This window comes from Microbacterium sp. bgisy207 (assembly GCF_057706855.1).
Window position 1 is genome coordinate 30,000 of sequence record NZ_JBYIPB010000007.1, and the last position, 16,679, is coordinate 46,678.

General features: G+C 68.0%; 20 protein-coding genes. 11 read left to right on the top strand and 9 right to left on the bottom strand.

All coding sequences use genetic code 11. From position 1 onward, the window contains the following. Positions 1 to 165 precede the first annotated feature (165 nt). The 3 genes from AC3ENO_RS08070 to AC3ENO_RS08080 all read left to right on the top strand — a co-directional run bounded on the left by AC3ENO_RS08070 (position 166) and on the right by AC3ENO_RS08080 (position 2,988). A complete protein-coding gene (locus AC3ENO_RS08070; RefSeq protein WP_434970131.1) occupies positions 166 to 1,134 on the top strand; it encodes an alpha/beta hydrolase in 969 nt (322 codons plus the stop codon). A gap of 84 nt (positions 1,135 to 1,218) precedes the next feature. Continuing rightward, entirely contained in the window at positions 1,219 to 2,175 is a 957-nt protein-coding gene (locus AC3ENO_RS08075) for a hypothetical protein (RefSeq protein ID WP_434970132.1), read from the top strand. A gap of 138 nt (positions 2,176 to 2,313) precedes the next feature. Further along, complete coding sequence (locus tag AC3ENO_RS08080) at positions 2,314 to 2,988, top strand: alpha/beta fold hydrolase (RefSeq protein ID WP_434970133.1); 675 nt, start codon at positions 2,314 to 2,316, stop codon at positions 2,986 to 2,988. A gap of 29 nt (positions 2,989 to 3,017) precedes the next feature. On the opposite strand, the gene AC3ENO_RS08085 is transcribed toward AC3ENO_RS08080, so the two are convergent. After that, positions 3,018 to 3,728, bottom strand: coding sequence for a DUF981 family protein (locus AC3ENO_RS08085; RefSeq protein WP_434970134.1), 711 nt, complete (start codon positions 3,726 to 3,728; stop codon positions 3,018 to 3,020). 188 nt (positions 3,729 to 3,916) lie between these two features. On the opposite strand from AC3ENO_RS08085, the gene AC3ENO_RS08090 reads away from it, so the two are divergent. The 4 genes from AC3ENO_RS08090 to AC3ENO_RS08105 all read left to right on the top strand — a co-directional run bounded on the left by AC3ENO_RS08090 (position 3,917) and on the right by AC3ENO_RS08105 (position 6,364). Beyond that, positions 3,917 to 4,543: a flavodoxin family protein gene (locus AC3ENO_RS08090; protein ID WP_434970135.1), complete on the top strand. Its 627-nt coding sequence runs from the start codon at positions 3,917 to 3,919 to the stop codon at positions 4,541 to 4,543. Positions 4,544 to 4,572: 29 nt separating this feature from the next. Beyond that, positions 4,573 to 4,989, top strand: coding sequence for a transglycosylase SLT domain-containing protein (locus AC3ENO_RS08095; protein ID WP_434970136.1), 417 nt, complete (start codon positions 4,573 to 4,575; stop codon positions 4,987 to 4,989). After that, positions 4,986 to 5,960, top strand: a complete 975-nt coding sequence (locus AC3ENO_RS08100; protein WP_434970137.1) for a cation efflux transmembrane domain-containing protein — start codon at positions 4,986 to 4,988, stop codon at positions 5,958 to 5,960. Before AC3ENO_RS08095 ends, AC3ENO_RS08100 begins: the two co-directional genes overlap by 4 nt. An 86-nt stretch (positions 5,961 to 6,046) precedes the next feature. Continuing rightward, positions 6,047 to 6,364: a hypothetical protein gene (locus AC3ENO_RS08105; protein ID WP_434970138.1), complete on the top strand. Its 318-nt coding sequence runs from the start codon at positions 6,047 to 6,049 to the stop codon at positions 6,362 to 6,364. Between the two features lie 10 nt (positions 6,365 to 6,374). On the opposite strand, the gene AC3ENO_RS08110 is transcribed toward AC3ENO_RS08105, so the two are convergent. From AC3ENO_RS08110 to AC3ENO_RS08120, 3 genes are read right to left on the bottom strand one after another with little or no spacing between them, the layout of a single operon-like run. Continuing rightward, positions 6,375 to 7,361 carry a carbohydrate ABC transporter permease gene (locus AC3ENO_RS08110; protein WP_434970139.1) on the bottom strand — a complete coding sequence of 329 codons (987 nt, stop codon included), beginning with the start codon at positions 7,359 to 7,361 and terminating at the stop codon, positions 6,375 to 6,377. Beyond that, the gene (locus AC3ENO_RS08115) at positions 7,358 to 8,323 is read right to left on the bottom strand and encodes a carbohydrate ABC transporter permease (protein WP_434970140.1); all 966 of its coding nucleotides are present in this window, start codon (positions 8,321 to 8,323) and stop codon (positions 7,358 to 7,360) included. The genes AC3ENO_RS08110 and AC3ENO_RS08115 overlap by 4 nt, the downstream gene beginning before the upstream one ends. A 1-nt stretch (position 8,324) precedes the next feature. Next, positions 8,325 to 9,710 carry an ABC transporter substrate-binding protein gene (locus tag AC3ENO_RS08120; protein WP_434970141.1) on the bottom strand — a complete coding sequence of 462 codons (1,386 nt, stop codon included), beginning with the start codon at positions 9,708 to 9,710 and terminating at the stop codon, positions 8,325 to 8,327. Between the two features lie 163 nt (positions 9,711 to 9,873). On the opposite strand from AC3ENO_RS08120, the gene AC3ENO_RS08125 reads away from it, so the two are divergent. Then, entirely contained in the window at positions 9,874 to 10,035 is a 162-nt protein-coding gene (locus AC3ENO_RS08125) for a hypothetical protein (RefSeq protein ID WP_434970142.1), read from the top strand. On the opposite strand, the gene AC3ENO_RS08130 is transcribed toward AC3ENO_RS08125, so the two are convergent. From AC3ENO_RS08130 to AC3ENO_RS08140, 3 genes are all read right to left on the bottom strand, one after another. After that, on the bottom strand, positions 10,010 to 10,276 hold the full coding sequence (locus AC3ENO_RS08130) for a DUF7218 family protein (RefSeq protein ID WP_434970143.1): 267 nt from the start codon (positions 10,274 to 10,276) through the stop codon (positions 10,010 to 10,012). The two genes, AC3ENO_RS08125 and AC3ENO_RS08130, sit on opposite strands and share 26 nt — an antisense overlap. 71 nt (positions 10,277 to 10,347) lie before the next feature. Continuing rightward, on the bottom strand, positions 10,348 to 11,238 hold the full coding sequence (locus tag AC3ENO_RS08135) for an SDR family oxidoreductase (protein ID WP_434970144.1): 891 nt from the start codon (positions 11,236 to 11,238) through the stop codon (positions 10,348 to 10,350). A gap of 71 nt (positions 11,239 to 11,309) precedes the next feature. Continuing rightward, positions 11,310 to 11,735 carry a hypothetical protein gene (locus tag AC3ENO_RS08140; protein ID WP_434970145.1) on the bottom strand — a complete coding sequence of 142 codons (426 nt, stop codon included), beginning with the start codon at positions 11,733 to 11,735 and terminating at the stop codon, positions 11,310 to 11,312. A gap of 246 nt (positions 11,736 to 11,981) precedes the next feature. Here AC3ENO_RS08140 and AC3ENO_RS08145 point away from each other — a divergent pair, with 246 nt between their 5' ends. The 3 genes from AC3ENO_RS08145 to AC3ENO_RS08155 are packed head-to-tail and all read left to right on the top strand — an operon-like array spanning position 11,982 to position 14,914. Next, positions 11,982 to 12,317 carry a DUF7882 family protein gene (locus AC3ENO_RS08145; RefSeq protein WP_434970146.1) on the top strand — a complete coding sequence of 112 codons (336 nt, stop codon included), beginning with the start codon at positions 11,982 to 11,984 and terminating at the stop codon, positions 12,315 to 12,317. Beyond that, entirely contained in the window at positions 12,304 to 12,558 is a 255-nt protein-coding gene (locus tag AC3ENO_RS08150; protein WP_434970147.1) for a hypothetical protein, read from the top strand. The genes AC3ENO_RS08145 and AC3ENO_RS08150 overlap by 14 nt, the downstream gene beginning before the upstream one ends. Next, a complete protein-coding gene (locus tag AC3ENO_RS08155) occupies positions 12,527 to 14,914 on the top strand; it encodes a phosphoketolase family protein (protein WP_434970148.1) in 2,388 nt (795 codons plus the stop codon). Before AC3ENO_RS08150 ends, AC3ENO_RS08155 begins: the two co-directional genes overlap by 32 nt. A 15-nt stretch (positions 14,915 to 14,929) precedes the next feature. On the opposite strand, the gene surE is transcribed toward AC3ENO_RS08155, so the two are convergent. Continuing rightward, positions 14,930 to 15,682, bottom strand: a complete 753-nt coding sequence (surE, locus tag AC3ENO_RS08160; protein WP_434970149.1) for a 5'/3'-nucleotidase SurE — start codon at positions 15,680 to 15,682, stop codon at positions 14,930 to 14,932. Further along, positions 15,654 to 16,679: a PfkB family carbohydrate kinase gene (locus AC3ENO_RS08165; RefSeq protein ID WP_434970150.1), complete on the bottom strand. Its 1,026-nt coding sequence runs from the start codon at positions 16,677 to 16,679 to the stop codon at positions 15,654 to 15,656. The genes surE and AC3ENO_RS08165 overlap by 29 nt, the downstream gene beginning before the upstream one ends.

Genomic DNA, 16,679 nt, shown 5'->3' on the forward strand with positions numbered 1-16,679 from the left:
GGGATGGAGCCCCGGTCCGTAGCAGAGTCTCCCGCGATGCGGGCACGCGCGCCGCATGGCGGGTCCAGGACCTCTGATCCGCCGCGTTCGGCGGTCGCAATGACGTCTTCGACGATGGATCCTTGGGGGCACAACCCTATTCCGTCGGAGAACAAAGGAGTTCCCATGGCAACCACGCTCGCACGCCCGCCGTTCGACCCCGAGCTGGAGGCGGTGCTGGCCGTCCTGGCCGACATGCTGCCCCCGGCCATCACGCCGGAGATGATCCCGATGCTCCGGCAGGGGCTCCCCGGTGCTGTCCCGATCGAGGATGTCCTCGCCGAGGCCGGCGTTGAACGCGTCGACCACACGATTCCCGGTCACGGGGGCGACCTCATCGACGTGAGCGTCCTGCGAAAGATCGGCCACGCTGGCCCCGGCCCCGGCATCTTTCATACACACGGCGGCGGCATGATCATCGGTGACCGCTTCACGGGTATCGGCGGAGTCCTCGCGTGGGTCGTGGAGCACGACGCCGTCGCCGTCACCGTCGAGTACCGTCTCGCGCCAGAGTTCCCCGACCCGTACCCGGTGGAGGACTGCTACGCGGCCCTGGTGTGGACGGCGGATCACGCCGAAGAGCTCGGTATCGACCCCGAACGGCTCATCATCGCCGGTGCGAGTGCGGGCGGTGGTCTCGCGGCGGGCACCGCCCTCCTCGCGCGGGACCGTCGGGGCCCCGCGCTGGTCGGTCAGGTGCTCATCTACCCGATGCTCGATGACCGCGATGCCACGGTGTCGACAGCCCAGGTCGACGGCGTCGGCGTGTGGGACCGCACGAGCAATGTGACCGGGTGGTCGGCACTCCTGGGCGACCGTCGCGGGACCGACGACGTCTCGATCTACGCTGCGCCCGCCCGGGCGACCGACCTGTCGGGTCTCCCGCCTGCGTTCATCGACTGCGGGTCGGTCGAGGTGTTCCGCGACGAGGACGTCGCCTACGCGACGTCCCTCTGGCACGCGGGCGTACAGGCCGAGTTGCACGTGTGGCCCGGTGGGTTCCATGGCTTCGACCAGATGGCGCCCCAGTCCGCAATCGCGCAGGCGATGATCGCCGCTCGCGACGCGTGGGTGGCCAGGCTCCTCGCCCGGTAGCACCCGCGGTGGCCCCGCGTTCGCCCGGCGGGCTAGGGTGAGCGCGGAGCCTCATCGCGGAGGACTCCGAGGCAGGTGAGGCGTATGCAAGAGCTCGTTGGCCGCATCACGGCCCTCGATCCCGAGGTGAGCGAGACACTCAAGGTCATCACGTACTTCGACGCCCTCGTCGGCGCGGGAGCCGGGATCGATGCACTCCTGCGGGCTGCGGCCACCCTGTCCGGAGTCACCGCGGGCATTGTGCACCACGACCGAGTTCAGCGCCGTGACCCGTCCGGTCGGCGCGTCGACGGTGATCCGGTGATCCAGGCGCCGACGCGGGGCATCCCGGGTGGCCGCGTGTGGCTGGAACGCGGTGACACGCACATCGTCGGCGACGAGATGGTGGTCGAGCGGCTTGCGCTTGCGGTGACCCTGACTCTCGCCCGCCACGAGCCTGACGCGGCGGTGGAAATCGTCGTCGACGCCGATCGCCCGTTGGTCGATCGCGTCGCTGCACTCGCGCGCCTCCGGATGGATGGCTCGCGGCGTGTGCGCGCGGTTGCCTTGCCGCTTGACGACGACGCACCCGGTTCGGTGCCGCTGACCGCCGCGGCGGGTATCGTCCGAGTCCTCCTCGATGACGGCACCCGGGCAGCGCCCGCGCGCGGAGGGGTGGGCCCGTGGGTGTCTGCCGACCGACTGCCGGAATCGTGGGACGCGGCGACGACGGCTCTCCGCCTCACCGACTCCGCGCACCCGATGGTCGATGCCGGCGAACTCGGCGCTCTCCTGCTCGTTGCCAAGGCGTTCGATCCGGCTGCCCCGCCCGAAGACGTCACCGTGCTCGCGGGTCTCCCACGGCGCTCCCGCGAGATCCTCGACGCCCTGGTCAACACCGAAAGTCTGCGCGCCGCATCCGCCGCGCTCGGCATGCATCATTCGACGGTACAGGCGCGGCACGGGGCGCTCACCCAAGAGCTCGGCTACGATCCTCGTTCGTCGCTGGGTCGCGCTCGTTACCTCACGGCGGAATTGCTGCTGCGACTCTCGGAGCGCTGACGATCACGTCGGCGCCCTGGACGAACCCTGCGGCATCGCTCACGCGAGTCCGTTAGGGTCGTCCAGGATGCACGCCGCGCCGGGACTCCCCTCCCGACGGCGCGACGACAGGCACCCACCGCGAGAGGACTGAGACGGATGGCCGATACCGAGACGTTCGAGCCCGACGGGCGGGCGATTCCATACGCGGATGATCGTCGAGATGGACCCTCGCTCGTGCTGGTTCCGGGTGAGGGACTCAACATCGCCTACCTGGGTCCGCTCGCCGAGGCGCTCACGGAGGAGGACTTCCGTGTCGTGCGGATCGGTGCCCGTCGCCCCGAACCGGGAGCGAGCGTCACGATGCGCGAGCTCGCTCAGGATGTGGTCGATGTCATGGATCATCTCGGGCTCGAGTGCCCGTGGGTAGGTGGGCACGGCTTCGGCGGGACTGTCGCTCGTTCAGTTGCGATCGACCACCCGACACGCGCTGCGGGTCTGCTTCTGCTCGGCGTCGAGACCGGCGTGGATGCGTCGCCGGCCACATCGGAGATCCCCGCCTCGGCGCGGAACACGCAACTCGTGGCAATGCAGCGCACCGCGCGGGCGGAGTGGTCGCGAACGGAGGGGATCCCCTTGCCCCCGGCGATCCCGATCCTCGTGATCCAAGGCGCGATGGATGAGGTGATGCCGCCCGCGAACGCCGAGGCGCTTCGCGCGACCGCGCCGGAGCGGGTCAGCGTCGTCACGATCGACGGTGCGCGTGACCTCTTTCCCCTGACCCACGTCGGGGAAACTGCCTGGCCCATCGAGGACTACCTCGACTGGGACTGACCCGGCGTCGTCCCGTTGTCTCGTTGTCCTCACATCGTGTTCACGATGAGGCCGATGTGCGTGTAGAAGTTCAGCGCTCCGAAGAGCAGGAACGCGATTCCCGACAGGCCCAGGGCGATCCCGGTCACGTATTGTGCCGCGGTGCCGGCTCGCCCCCGACCGGTGTCGCGTGCCGCGAGCGGGAAGGTCAGCGCGCCGAGGCCGGTGATCGCGTACAGACCCGAGATGAAGATTGTCTCGACCCACGGCCACTGCGCGAAGAAGCCGGTCAGCGGCTCTTCGGGCGGTGCGGTAAACAGTTGGAAGGCGATGCCGGCGGCGGCGATCGCGATGAGTGAGAGCCCGAGGCCGACGATGATGATCGCGAGCGGTGCGGCCACCGCGGCGAGTGCCGCGCCGGGTCGTTCCGCCTCGCCCAGGGCTGTGCGCCTGCGCCACAGCACGATCGCGGCCGCCAGCAGCAGGACGCCCAGCGCCAGGCTCGGCTCCCCGAAGATGATGTTGTCGAACGGGAAATAGGCAGCGAACGGCCAGGTGAGGGTCATGTGCGCTCCCGTGATCGTCAGGATCGCTCCGAGCACCCCGAAGTTCACGGCGTGGCCTTCGGCCGAGAACGCCTGCCCGCGCGAGACCCGCCAACCGAGCAGGACGATCGAGAGCAGGCCGGCCCCGGCGGCGACAGCCATGATGGTGTTGTAGGTCGGCATCACTGTCCAGTCGATGGTCAGTCCGTCATCCATTTCGCCTCCTCAACGGGTGGGGTTCGCAGCGCCGGGTGACGCGGCGAACGAAAACCCTCCGCACGATACGGATGCCCCTCCCCGCTGTCAGGGGGGCTTGACAGTCCTCGCGCACCGTGAAGAGTACGGTGAGCGCAGCCCTGTCAAGGCCCGAGACGGCTCACTCGGCGGCCGGTTGACTGGCCGGTATGACGGACGCCACTACTGACACGACCGTGCGCGCCATCGCGCTCAACTGCACCCTCAAGCCATCGCCCGCCGCGTCGAGCACCGAACTGCTCAGCGAGCTGGTGATGGATGCGCTGACGGACCAGGGCGTGACCAGTTCGCGGGTGCGCGTGGTCGATCTCGACATCCGACCCGGGGTGGAAGCCGACATGGGCGACGGGGATGAGTGGCCGCGGGTTCGCGAGCAGATCATGGCTGCCGACATCCTCATCCTCGCCACCCCCACATGGGTAGGCCACATGTCCAGCGTCGCGCAGCGGGTCATCGAGCGGCTCGACGCCGAGATCTCGAAGACGGATGACGAGGGCCGGGCTGTGCTGGCCGGCAAGGTCGCCGTCGTCGTCGTGACGGGCAACGAGGACGGCGCGCACGCGATCATCGCGAACGCGTTCCAGGCGCTCAACGACGTGGGCTTCACGGTGCCCAGCCAGGGAGGTCTGTATTGGAACGGCGAAGCAATGCACTCGACCGACTTCAAGGATCTGGATCAGACCCCCGAGAACGTCGTGACGACGGCGAAGACGGTGGCGATGAACGCGGCTCATCTCGCGCGCACGCTACGGGCCAGGCCGTATCCCGCGCCCTGAAGCGCGCGTGGCTGCTCTGCCTGGGAGCTGTGCTGTGCGTCGCGCTCGTCGGATGCAGCATTCCCGCCGACCCCGACGGCACGACCGACCGCGTGCGGCACGGCGTGCTCCGGGCCGGGGCCTCCGCGGCCGGCGATATGGTCGTCATCGCCGGGGATGAGGTATCCGGGCCCCTTCCTGAGCTCATCGAGAGCTTCGCGACCGAGCTCGGCGCACGGGTCAGCTGGTCGATCGGCAGCGAGGAGCAGTTGGTTGATGCGCTCGAGCGCGGCGTTCTCGACGTGGCGATCGGCGGGATGAGTACCCACACGCCGTGGATGGACCGTGCCAGCGTGACCAGAGAGTACTGGTTGCCGTCCGGCGAGTCGTTCGTCGTTCTTCTTCCGCTCGGGGAGAACCGCTTTCAGTTGACGCTCGAAACCTACCTCGACGGAGTCGCGCCGTGAGGACTCTCGGTCGCACCGACCTTCCCGAGCAGCAGCAGACCGCGCTGCGTGCGGCGGTGCGATGGGAGTGGTTCACGATGGGCTTCACCGTCGTGACGATCACCCTGATGGCGTTCATCCTGGGCGGCTCGCAGGCCATGCGCACCGCGTGGATCGAAGACATGCTCTCGCTGCTGCCGCAGATCTCGTTCCTGCTCGGTCTGATCCTTGTGCGTCGGCGCCCGAACAAGGCCTTCCCTTTCGGGTACCACCGCATCATGGGGGTCGGTCACCTCGTGGCCGGCGTTGCATTGCTCGGCGTCGGCGGCTCGCTCGCAACCCAGTCCGTCATCGGTCTGATCACGGGCGAGCATCCGGCCATCGGAACGGTGCGGATCGCCGGCCACACCATCTGGCTCGGCTGGATCATGATCGCGTTCATGGCGCTCATTGCCGCTGTCCCGCCCCTCTACGGGCGCGCCAAGGCGCGGCTCGCCCAAACCCTTCACAACAAGGTCTTGGCCGCGGATGCCGACATGGCCAAGGCCGATTGGACCAGCAATGCCGCGACCATCGTCGGCGTGCTCGGCGTGGGGATCGGATGGTGGTGGCTCGACGGGGCTGCGGCGCTGTTCATCTCGCTCGGGATCGTCCGCGACGGGTGGACCAACTCTCGCGGCGCGATCGTTGACCTCATGGATCAGCGGGCGCGCTCCACGGACGACGCACGGGTCCATCCGCTTGCTGCGGAGTGCGCGGCACGGCTTCGTTCCCTCCCGTGGGTCGCGGATGCGGCGATACGCATGCGGGACATGGGGCAGGTCTTCCACATCGAGGCGTTCGTCGTTCCCCGCCGCGGCCGAGTCACCCTGTCCCAGTTGGACGACGCCCATGAGCAGCTGGTGGCAGCAGACTGGAAGGTCCAGGATGTCGTGGTGATCCCGGTACGCGTCCTTCCGGCGGAGGCGACCCGGGCTCTCGGCGAGCGCTGAACGCTCGCTGCCGGACGATGAGTGTCGCGCGCGCGGTTGTCAACCGCCTGCCGCATCACCGGTGATCCCGCGTAGGTTCTGGGCGTATGAAGCATGTGCATTACGCCGGTAGGTCGCTGTTCATGCACGACGACACGGCCCAAGCCCTGATCGATTACGCCCGTGTGCTCAGCGAGCACCAGACCGCGGATGCGATCACGGTGCCCGCGGTGAGCGCGGAGGGCAACCGGGTGAGCGCCACATTGCTCCTCAGCGAGGCAACCGCGTTCATCGTCGAATCCGTCGCGGGCGGCATCACTGTCGAGCCCGATCATGCGGCGCTCGAGGAGATTCAGCGGCGCACCGCGCGACTCGACGGCGCGCAGGGAGCAGCCCCCGACGACCCCTGGCCGCTCGAACTGTGATCGCGGGCGCTCATCCCTTGACGGCGCCGGCGCTGACTCCATCGATGATCTGACGCTGAGCGAAGAAGAACACCACGATCATCGGGATCGTCGCGATCACACTGGCGGTGACGATGATCTCCCAGTGCCACTCGCCGCCGAAGCCGTAGGCGTCCACGAGCCACTTCAGGCCCCGGGGAATCGTGAACGTCGTCGAGTCCCGCAGATAGATGAGCGCCCGCATGAGGTCAGTCCAGACCGCCTGAACCTCGAAGACCATCGTCACGGCCAGCGCAGGGCGCGTGAGGGGGAGTGCGATCCGCCAGAACACTGTCCACGCGTTCGCGCCGTCGACGCGCGCCGCATCGAACAGGTCCCGCGGTAGCCCGAGCATGAACTGTCGCAGCAGGAAGATGTAGAACGCGCTGCCGAAGAGGTTCTGCGCCCACAGCGGATAGAGAGTGCCCACGGCTCCGAGCGAGTTCCAGATGAGGAACGTCGGAATCATTGTGACGGCGCCGGGCAGCATCATGGTCGCCAGGACCAGTCCGAACAGCAGACCCCGCAGGGGGAACCGGTAGTAGGAGAATCCCCACGCGACCATCGCGCTCGAGACGGTGACGGCGACCGCTGCAAGAACCGTGACGATCACGGTGTTGAGGATCCACAACGCCAGGGGCGCCTCCTGCCACACGGTGATGTAGTTCTCGAGCGTGAAGGTCTTCGGGATGAGCGCATTGTCGAAGACCTCGCCGCGGGGCTTGAAGGATGCGCTGACGAGCCAGATGAAGGGGTAGGCGAAGATGCCGGCGAGCACCGTCAGGGCCGCGGTGATGCCGATCCGGGAGGCGCGCGCTCGTGGCTGCCGCCGACCGAACCCCTGAGGGCGACGGGTGCGTGGACGCTCGTCGGGCCTTCCGTCGGTATCGGCCGAGGTCCACAGCTCAACCGCCCCGGCACCGGGGGCTTTCTGCGCATCCGTCTCGGACTCGCTCGGCGGCGGAAGGACCTGGGTCATCGTGCGTCCTCGGCTTCGTAATAGACCAGCCGCCGCGAGACCACGAGCTGGATGACCGTCACGAGCATGATGAGCGCGAACAGCAGCCACGCCATGGCTGAGGCGTAGCCCATCTGGAGGAATTCGAACGCCTGTTGGAACAGATAGATGACGTAGAACAGGGCGGCGTCGTTGCTGTAGGTCGTGTTGCCCGCGCCGAAGAACGCCGTGTATGCCTCATCGAAGGTCTGCAGTCCGGCGATCGTGTTGACGACGACGATGAAGAAGATCGCGGGACTGATCAAGGGAAGAGTCACCGACAGCGATTGCCGCCAGAATCCGGCCCCGTCGATCTTGGCCGCGTCATACAGGTCATCGGGTACGCCCCGCAGGGCCGCGAGCAGGATGATCACAGAGGCCCCGATCGTCCACAGGCTCATGATGATGAGCCCCGGCTTGACCCATGCCGGGTCGGTGGTCCACGACGGACCGTCGATTCCGAACCAGCCCAACACCACGTTGATGAGCCCGTTCTGCCCGTTGAACAGCAGCAGGAACAGAACGCCGACGGCGACGGGGGGAGTCATCTTCGGGAGGAAGAAGACGGTGCGGAAGAACCCGGCGCTACGCCCCGCGCGATTGAGCAGGAGAGCGAGAACCAGCGCCACGATGATGTACAACGGCACCTGGAGTGCGGTGAACAGCACCGTGTTGCCCAGGGCCAGGGCGATCTTCGGGTCGGAGAACAGCTGCACATAGTTCTCGAGGCCGACGAAGCCAGGATCGTTGATCACGTCGTAGTCGGTCAGGGAGAGATACGCGCTGTAGATCAGCGGCCACGCGGTGAAGACACCGAAACCCAGAAGCCAGGGGCTCAGGAACAGGAACGCGGCTGCCGCGTTCCGGCGTCGTGCGCGCCGACGAGACCGTGCGCGGTCAGGTGGACGTGGCGGGAGCGAGACCCGGGAGGCGGCCAGTGCCACCTCACTGCTCCCCGTCGATCGCAGCCCATCCCGCGTCCAGTGCGTCCTGCGCGGTCCGCTGAGCTTGCGCGAGAGCGTCGGCCGGCTCAGCCTGATCGTTCAGGACACGGTTGATCGCGTCGAACAGGGCAGTTTCGAACTCGGCGTCGGCGGGGTTGGCCGGGAGCGAGAAGGTGTGGTCATTCGCGTCGTACATCGCGTCGATGCCCGAGTCCCAGGGTTCCCCCGCGGACGTCGTCAGCTCTCGGATCGCCGCATCCGCCTCAGCGTTTCCGGTGAGGATTCCGGTGAATGGCTTCCCCTCCGCCTCGCGCGCCGTCAACCGTGCGTCGGCCGCGGCCATCCACGCGTCGAGAGAGGTCATGCCGCGCGCGAATCGGCACGCCGCCTCGGGGTTCTCGGCGCCCGCAGGGATCGCCCAGGCCGAGCCCGACGCGTAGGCAAGCGGCTCTCCCGTGCGGTCGCGCACCGCATCGAAGGTCATCGGAGCGTCCGGGGACACATCGTTGAGCACGTTGATGTACCACTGCTCCATGGGCATCGCCCCGAGCGTGCCGCTGGCGAACTGGTTGCCGCTGCCGAAGAAGTCCGCCGAGTCACGGTACGCCTTGACGGCGCTGAACCCGCCTTGAGCGTCGTAGATCCCGGCAGCCCACTCGAGAGCTTCGACGGCCGCGGGATCGTCGAGCATCGCGGTTCGGCCATCGTCAGAGATCAGCGGCGCCCCGTTAGCCCGTGCCCACAGGGGGAAGAACTCGGGCAGTTTGCTGTCGAAGCCGATGACGCTGAGCGAACCACCGGTGCCGCGCGTGAGAGTCTCCGTCGCGGCCGTGACGGCGTCCCAGTCGGATCCGTTCACGTCCTCGATCGAGAGCCCCGCCTGCTCGAGCAGAGCCGAATTGGCCATCGTGACCTGCACGGAGTTGAACTCGGGAATCCCGTAGACCTGCCCGCCCAGTGTGACCTGCTCCAGCGCCGCATCCACGTAGGAGTCGGTGGGGATCTGCTCACCCTCGATACAACGGTCGAGAGGCAGAATGGCTCCCCGCGCCGCCAGCGAGCCGATCTGATCACGATTGGCGTAGACGATGGCAGGCGGGGACCCGGTAGCGACCGCGGAGAGGAACTGCTGCATGTCCAGTTCTCCCTCGATGAGCGAGACATTCACGCCGCTGAGGAGCCCCTTCGTGTACTCGAGGCGCGACGTTGCCACCTCGTCCACCCCGGAGAACCCCATGACACTCAGTTCGCCGGACAGCTCGGCATCCCTGTCGTACGAGGCATTGTCATCTCCGGCGCCCGCCGTGCCGACCGCGCAGCTCGAGAGGGTCAGCGCGGCCGTCGTCAGTCCGGCGACAGCCAGCGCCAGGGTCCGCGGTGCTCGCATGATTCTCCTTGCTTCCGGGCGGTCTCCGGTCGCGAAACGCGGCCGGAGAAGTGGGCAATAGAGCGACCGTAGAGCCGCGAAGCGTCTCTCTCCCCGGGGATTGACACCGCCGAGAAGACGGCGTAGCGGCGCCTGCACACTGACAGCGCGCTAGCCTGGGCACATGAAGGCACTCCGAACCGCCGGAATCTGGGCAGGCGTCATCGCCGCGATCATCACGGTGCTCGGGGTTCTCGCGACCGAACTCGTGTCGCTGCTTGCGGCGGTGTTGGGCGCGGTCGTGAAGACCGTGCCCAATCTCAGTGGTTCCGCAGCGCGTCGATGAGTTCGCCCTTGCGCAACGACGAGTAGCCGGAAAGCCCCAGCTCCTTCGCGCGCTTCTTCAGCTCATCGACGGTCCAGTCCTCGTAGCTTCCTGACTCGCCGCCCTTTCGACCGACGTCTGAGCGACCGCGATTGGCTGCCGCGTTGGAGATCCGTGCTGCCTTCTGCTTCGAGGCGCCGTCGTCGCGCAGCTCCTCGTACAGGTCGGGATCCTTCAGACTCGAGTTCCGACGTCCAGGCATGATGTCCTCTTCTCTGTCGGTGGCCGTCCGGCCACGGATGGCGGAGACGGGTGCGGTTTCCGCGTCCCCCGTTACAGTGCTCGTCCTCCCGTCACGGGGAAGACACCGCCTGACACGTACGACGCGTCGTCGCTGGCCAGGTACACGTAGATCCCTGCGAGCTCCGCGGGCTGTCCCGCACGGCCGAGCGGGGTGTCGCTTCCGAAGGTCGTGAGCTTCTCCTCGTCGAAATCCGTCGCCGGAATCAGGGGCGTCCAGATCGGACCCGGGGCAACAGCATTGACCCGGATGCCGCGTGGCCCGAGCTCCTGTGCCATGGCCCGCACGAAGGCAACCTGCGCCGCTTTCGTCATCGCGTAGTCCACGAGGCCGGGCGACGGATCGAAGGCCTGAATGGACGAGGTGACGATGATCGCCGACCCCGCCCCCAGGTGCGCCATGGCGGCCCGCGCGGAAAAGAGCATCCCGTAGAGGTTCGTGCGGAACGTCCGATCGAACTCTGCCGTCTCGAGATCCGCGAGGCTGTCGCGGTCACGCTGGTACGCGGCGTTCAGGACCAGGATGTCGATTCCGCCGAACTCGGTGACGGTGTCGGCGACGATCTCCTCCGCGAACGCCTCGTCGCGCACATCACCGCTGAACGACGCCGCGCGCACTCCTGCGTCTCGAACGAGGGACACGGTCTGCTCGGCATCCTCGTGCTCCTCCGGCAACGACGCGATGGCGACATCGGCTCCCTCGCGAGCAAACGCGATCGCGACCGCGCGGCCGATCCCCGAGTCGCCGCCGGTGATGAGGGCGCGACGGCCAGCGAGCCGGCCGTGCCCGACGTAGGTCTGCTCGCCGTGGTCGGGGACCGGGGCCATCTCGGTCTCCAGCCCGGGCTGTTGCTGTTCCTGCTCGGGGAAGTCGTCGGCGGTGTGGGCGGTCCGAGGGTCCTGGGGGGTGTCGTGTGAAGTCACGGGGCGACGATATGACCGGTCGGAAGGCCTCGCGCAGGGACTTGACCATTCCGCTTGACCCGGCTAGCGCATCACCGCGGGAGCACGTCGTCGGGGAGGTCACCTTCCTCAACGAGCGAGGTGGCCAGGCATACCGCCGAGAGGGCCGCGGTAACGGCGACCTCGGGCAGCGCAACCCCATGGGCGAGTGTCCCGAACCCGTGGGGGTCCACGAGCGTGATCGCGGCCAAGGCGCCGGCGACAATCGCGACGAGCCGGAGGCGGACACGCAGCGAGGATGGCGGGCGGCGGAGCCCGTCAAGGAGCATGACGACGAGGACGATGCGGGCCAGCGTCAGGGGAGGGTCGGCGCTGAGGAGCCCGAGGAAGACCGTGGCGCCGGGCAGGATACCCGCGAAGGCCGCAGCGGCCAGCCACGCCGCCACGGTGATCGCGACGATCCGCTGGATGTTCCGCGCCACCTGTGCGGGCGAGAACGAGCGGCTAGAATCGGACATGAGACCTCCCCGTGTCAAGACGTGACGGTACGCCGGGGACAGTCGAGTAGTTCGGGGGTTGCGCGCTAGCCAGGAGCGTGCCATCGTCCGCGGGAAACGAGTGGTCCGAACAGTGCCATAGGGGGTCCCGGGGGTCCTGGTCAAGACCCTCGCGCGCCGGCGCTTGCCGTGCGACGGTCAACCAGATCCGCACCACGGGGCGTCCCGATACGTCGGGCTGCATCCACCAATGGGAGAAGAAGCGGAATGGGAAAGTTCATTTACGACGGAAACGTCAAGGTCGATTTCGATGATCGGACGTTGGCTCACCTGCAGGTGGTCATCGGGACGAAGCTCAGACGCAACGAGGCCTTCCACTTCACGTGGAAGGACGACGCGAGCATCGGCAACGGCCGCACCACGGTGTGGGTCCACCCGCGGTGCTCACTGGTCTACAAGTTCTATGGCGGTAGGCGTCCGCAGCTGAACATGGCGTGGGTCGATGCCCTTGCGTACACGGCCAACTCTCCATCCGGCTTGTACGTCGTGCCCGAACCGAAGGAAGGCGACCCCGTGCCCGGAGGGAACCATGAAGCGCATTGACATCGTCTACGGCGGAGAGCTCTACAGCGTCGGCGGAAGAGAGTTCGAGGAGGTGCGCCAGGAGGTCGCCGACGGGATCGCCGACGGGTCGAGTTGGCTCCGAGTGAACGACGGTGAGGGCATGCGCCGCGAGGCGTATCTCTTGCTTTCTCCGGGGGTGCCGATCGCCCTCATCCCGGTTCCGGACGACGATGTCGAGGTGGCAGGCAATGGCGAGTGGAGTTCTGGCGACGATCGCTGAGCAGGACGGGACGGATGTCTTCGCCAGGCTCGACGCGTGGTGGCGAGCGGCCACGTACCTGAGCGCCGGGCAGATCTATCTGCGCGAGAACCCGCTGCTTCGCCGGCCTCTCACGCCGGCCGACATCAAACCGCGGCTTCTCGGGCACTTCGGCACCGTCCCCGGCTTGACTCTTGTCTACGCCCACCTGAACCGGGTGATCGTGGAGCGCGGGGCGGAGATCCTCTTCATCGCAGGACCCGGGCACGGCGGTCCCGCCCTGAACGCGGCAAGTTGGCTCGACGGCACCTGGAGTGCAACCTACCCGGACACGCCCCGGACGGAGGAGGGAATGCGCCGCCTGTTCGCGCAGTTCTCGGCGCCCGGCGGTATCCCCAGCCACACGTCCCCGCACGTTCCCGGGTCCATCCAGGAAGGCGGGGAACTCGGGTACTCGCTGGTGCACGCCTATGGTGCGGCCCTGGACGATCCCGATCTCGTCGTGGCGTGCGTGATCGGCGATGGTGAAGCCGAGACCGCCGCGCTGTCGGCGTCGTGGCAGTCGACGGGGTTCCTCGACCCGCGCACCGACGGTGCCGTGCTGCCGATCGTGCATCTCAACGGCTGGAAGATCGACAACCCCACCGTGATGGATCGGATGCCCGAGCATCAGCTGCGCGATCTCATGAGCGGTCATGGGCATGAACCGATCGTCGTCGACCTTCGCGACGCGGCCGACTCGCGCGAGACCCACGGCGTGCTCGCGCACGCGATGGACCGTGCATTCGACCTCATCGCGCAGATCCAGCGTCGCGCGCGAGGTGGGGGCGCACCGACATCCCCTCCGCCGCGCTGGCCCATGATCGTCCTGCGGACACGCAAGGGGTGGACCGGACCGGACGAGGTCGACGGCGAGCCCGTCGAGGGGACCTGGCGGTCGCACCAGGTTCCCCTGGAGGACGTCGCCTCCTCGCCGGAGCGGCTGGCGCTGCTGGAGCGGTGGCTGCGCTCGTACCGTCCGGAAGAGCTCTTCGACGAGCGGGGCACGCCCGCGCTCGCGGTGCGCGCGCTCGTGCCCGGGCCGATGGAGGCGACGATGAGCGGCACGCCCCGGGCCAACGGCGGTCTGCGACGACGAGAGCTCACCGTCCCTGCTCTTGCCCAGGAGGCCGTTGACGCAGGGCCGAGCGGCTCGGAGGCGTCGGCGACGACGGTCCTGGGGGACTGGCTCGGCGACCTGCTGAGAGCAAATCCCCGAGACTTCCGTATCTTCGCCGCCGACGAGTTGCGCTCCAATCGGCTTGCCCAGGGGGTACTGTCGGCCACCGCGAAGCAATGGAACGAGGGTCACCGGGAGGTCGATCAGGACCTGGCGACGCACGGCCGGGTGCTGGAGGTGCTCAGCGAACATCTGTGCCAGGGGTGGCTCGAAGGCTACCTCCTGACGGGCCGTCATGGCCTCTTCACCTCGTACGAGGCCTTCGTCCATGTCGTCGACTCGATGTTCAACCAGTACGCCAAGTGGCTCGAAGCTGCGGACACCTACCCGTGGCGCGCGCCGCTCGCGAGCTTCACGTACCTGCTCACCAGTCATGTCTGGCGTCAGGACCACAACGGGTTCACTCACCAGGACCCGGGGTTCCTCGACCTCGCCGCTCGCAAGAGCTCCGACATCGTGCGGCTTTCGCTTCCCGCCGACGCCAACACCCTGCTGGCGACGATGGAGCGCGCGGTGACCGAACCGGGCCGGATCAATGTCATTGTGGCGGGGAAGCACCCCGAAACGCAGTGGTTCTCGCTCGAGGCCGCGCGTCGGCTCGTCGAGGACGGCGCCGGCATCCTGTCCACCGCGAGGGATGACGACGCGCCGGACGGTGACGCCGACGACCCCGACGTGGTCCTCGCCTGCGCCGGAGACGTCCCCGCCCAGGAAGCGGTAGCCGCCACGGCGTTGCTGCGGGACGTTGCTCCCGCTATCCGGGTGCGGGTCGTCAACGTCGTCGACCTGCTGCGGCTTCGACCGGGTGAGCCCCAGAGCCTGGACGACGATGCGTTCGCGGCCCTCTTCGGCGTCGGCATCCCTGTGGTGTTCGCCTTCCATGGCTACCCGCATCTGATCAGGGAACTGCTGTTCGATCGGCCGCTCACCGGGGGCGTCACGATTCGGGGCTACCAGGAGCGGGGGTCGACGACGACGCCGTTCGACATGTTGCTGCAGAACCGGATGGACCGCTTCACCCTCGCCGCCGACGTTCTCGAGCGCTGCCGTGACGATGACGCGGACCGAGCGCAGGCCGTGCGCGTTCTCGCACAGCGGCGGCAGAACGCCGCTGAGTACCTCCACCGGCACGGAACGGACGATCCCTCGCTCACCTGAGCGGATCCCGCGTGATCACCCGTGAGACAGGCCGCGGGTCAGAGGAACGCCCGTGACGGACGCGAGGCTCGTGACGGTCACCCACCCGGCGGCCAGCAGCGCGGCATCCGTCCCGGGCTCAGGCGTGTTCGGGAGATCCTCGACCGCCAGGCTGATGTGGTGCTCGTCGCGCTCTGCGAGGGTCGTCTGAACGATGCCGAATGGCGCGAGGGCAGCCTCGACCACCCCGAGTGGATGTTCCCGGTTGGGGACGTTCACGTTCAGGATCGTGCCGACCGGCTCGGCCATCAGGTGCGGCAACAGGTCGTCCACAACGGAGACAGCGGTCTCCCACGCGAACGTCTTGGGCGCCAGCCCGACATCCAACGACACCGCGATCGCCCGGGCGCCGTGCAAGCCCCCGGTGAGCGCTGCGCCGACCGTCCCGGAGTGGATCACGGCACGTCCGACGTTCGCGCCGTGATTGACCCCCGAGATCACGATGTCCGGAGGTGTCCCGAACGCGCCACGGGCGGCAATGAGTGCGATCAGACCCGGTCCTGCGTGCACCGCGTGCGCCGGCACACCGTCGGCGCCAGCGAGCTCACGCCGGTCGACTCGGATGCGCCCATCGGACCGCGCCGCCATGATCGACGCGCTCGATCCGCTGGACTGAGCCGCGGGCGCTGCGATCACCGGATCGAATCCGACTCGACGAAAACGGCGTGCGAGGGGAGCGAGCCCCGCAGCGTCGATGCCGTCATCGTTCGTGATCAGGATGCGTGTCATTGGACTGCGCCCCGTTCGCGGTGTCTTCGGGGGTTGTCATGGAAGCGAGTTCGTCGGGCGTAACGCGGCCATCGGCGGGGGTGTGAGCGGACTCGAGCGCGCGAACGCTCACGTGCTCGCGAAGCCCCTCGATCGCATCGCGGTGCCCCGTCCCCAAGCCGTGTCGCGTGACATTGAGCGCGCCGGCTGCGGCGCCCAGCGTGAGGGCATCGCGGATGGTCTCACCACGCGCAATGCCAGCCACTACGCCGGCAGTGAGGGAGTCGCCCGCGCCGCGGTGATCGGCGATCTCGAATCGCGGCACAGAGATCTCCGCGAGTCCCTCGGCGTCCAGCAGAAGCGCCGGTTCGCTGGCCCGGGTGAGGATGACCGTCTGCGCGCCGCGCGCGCGCAGCTCGTGCAGGCGCTCGGTGACCGTGGCCGCTGAACCGCGCGCCTCGGTAGCTGCGAGCTCCTCGTCGCTGATCTTCAGAACACTCACACCCCCGCGCAGCGCGGCATCGAGTCGTGGACCCGCGAGATCGACGACGACTGTTGCTCCACCCCGCCGCAGATCGGAGGCGAGCCGATGGTAGATCTCCGCGGGGATCTCGTCGTGCGGCGGGCCGCTGAGGACGGCGAGCCCGCTCTCGATACCTCGGCTCAGCGCGAGCGAGTACAGCTCGTCCATCTCGTGACGGCCGGGTGCTGTCGCGTGCTGCTCGGCGATCGTGCGGCGCTCCCCGTCCCGTCGGTCGTGCACGTACGCGCCCCCGTGGTCGCCGCGGACGACAGCTTCGACGGTGATCCCCTCCCGCTCGAGGAGTGTGCGGATCACGAGACCGCTCTCCCCGCTCAGAAGTGCGCACAGCGTGACGTCCACACCGAGCAGAGTCAGCATCCGGGCCTGCCACACGCCCTGGCCTCCCGCGTGGAGGTGGATGTCATCGCCCGAGGCGTGGCTCTCGATCGTGACGGTGAGGCTGGGGGAGGGGGCGAAGACGGTCGCCGCGTTCAC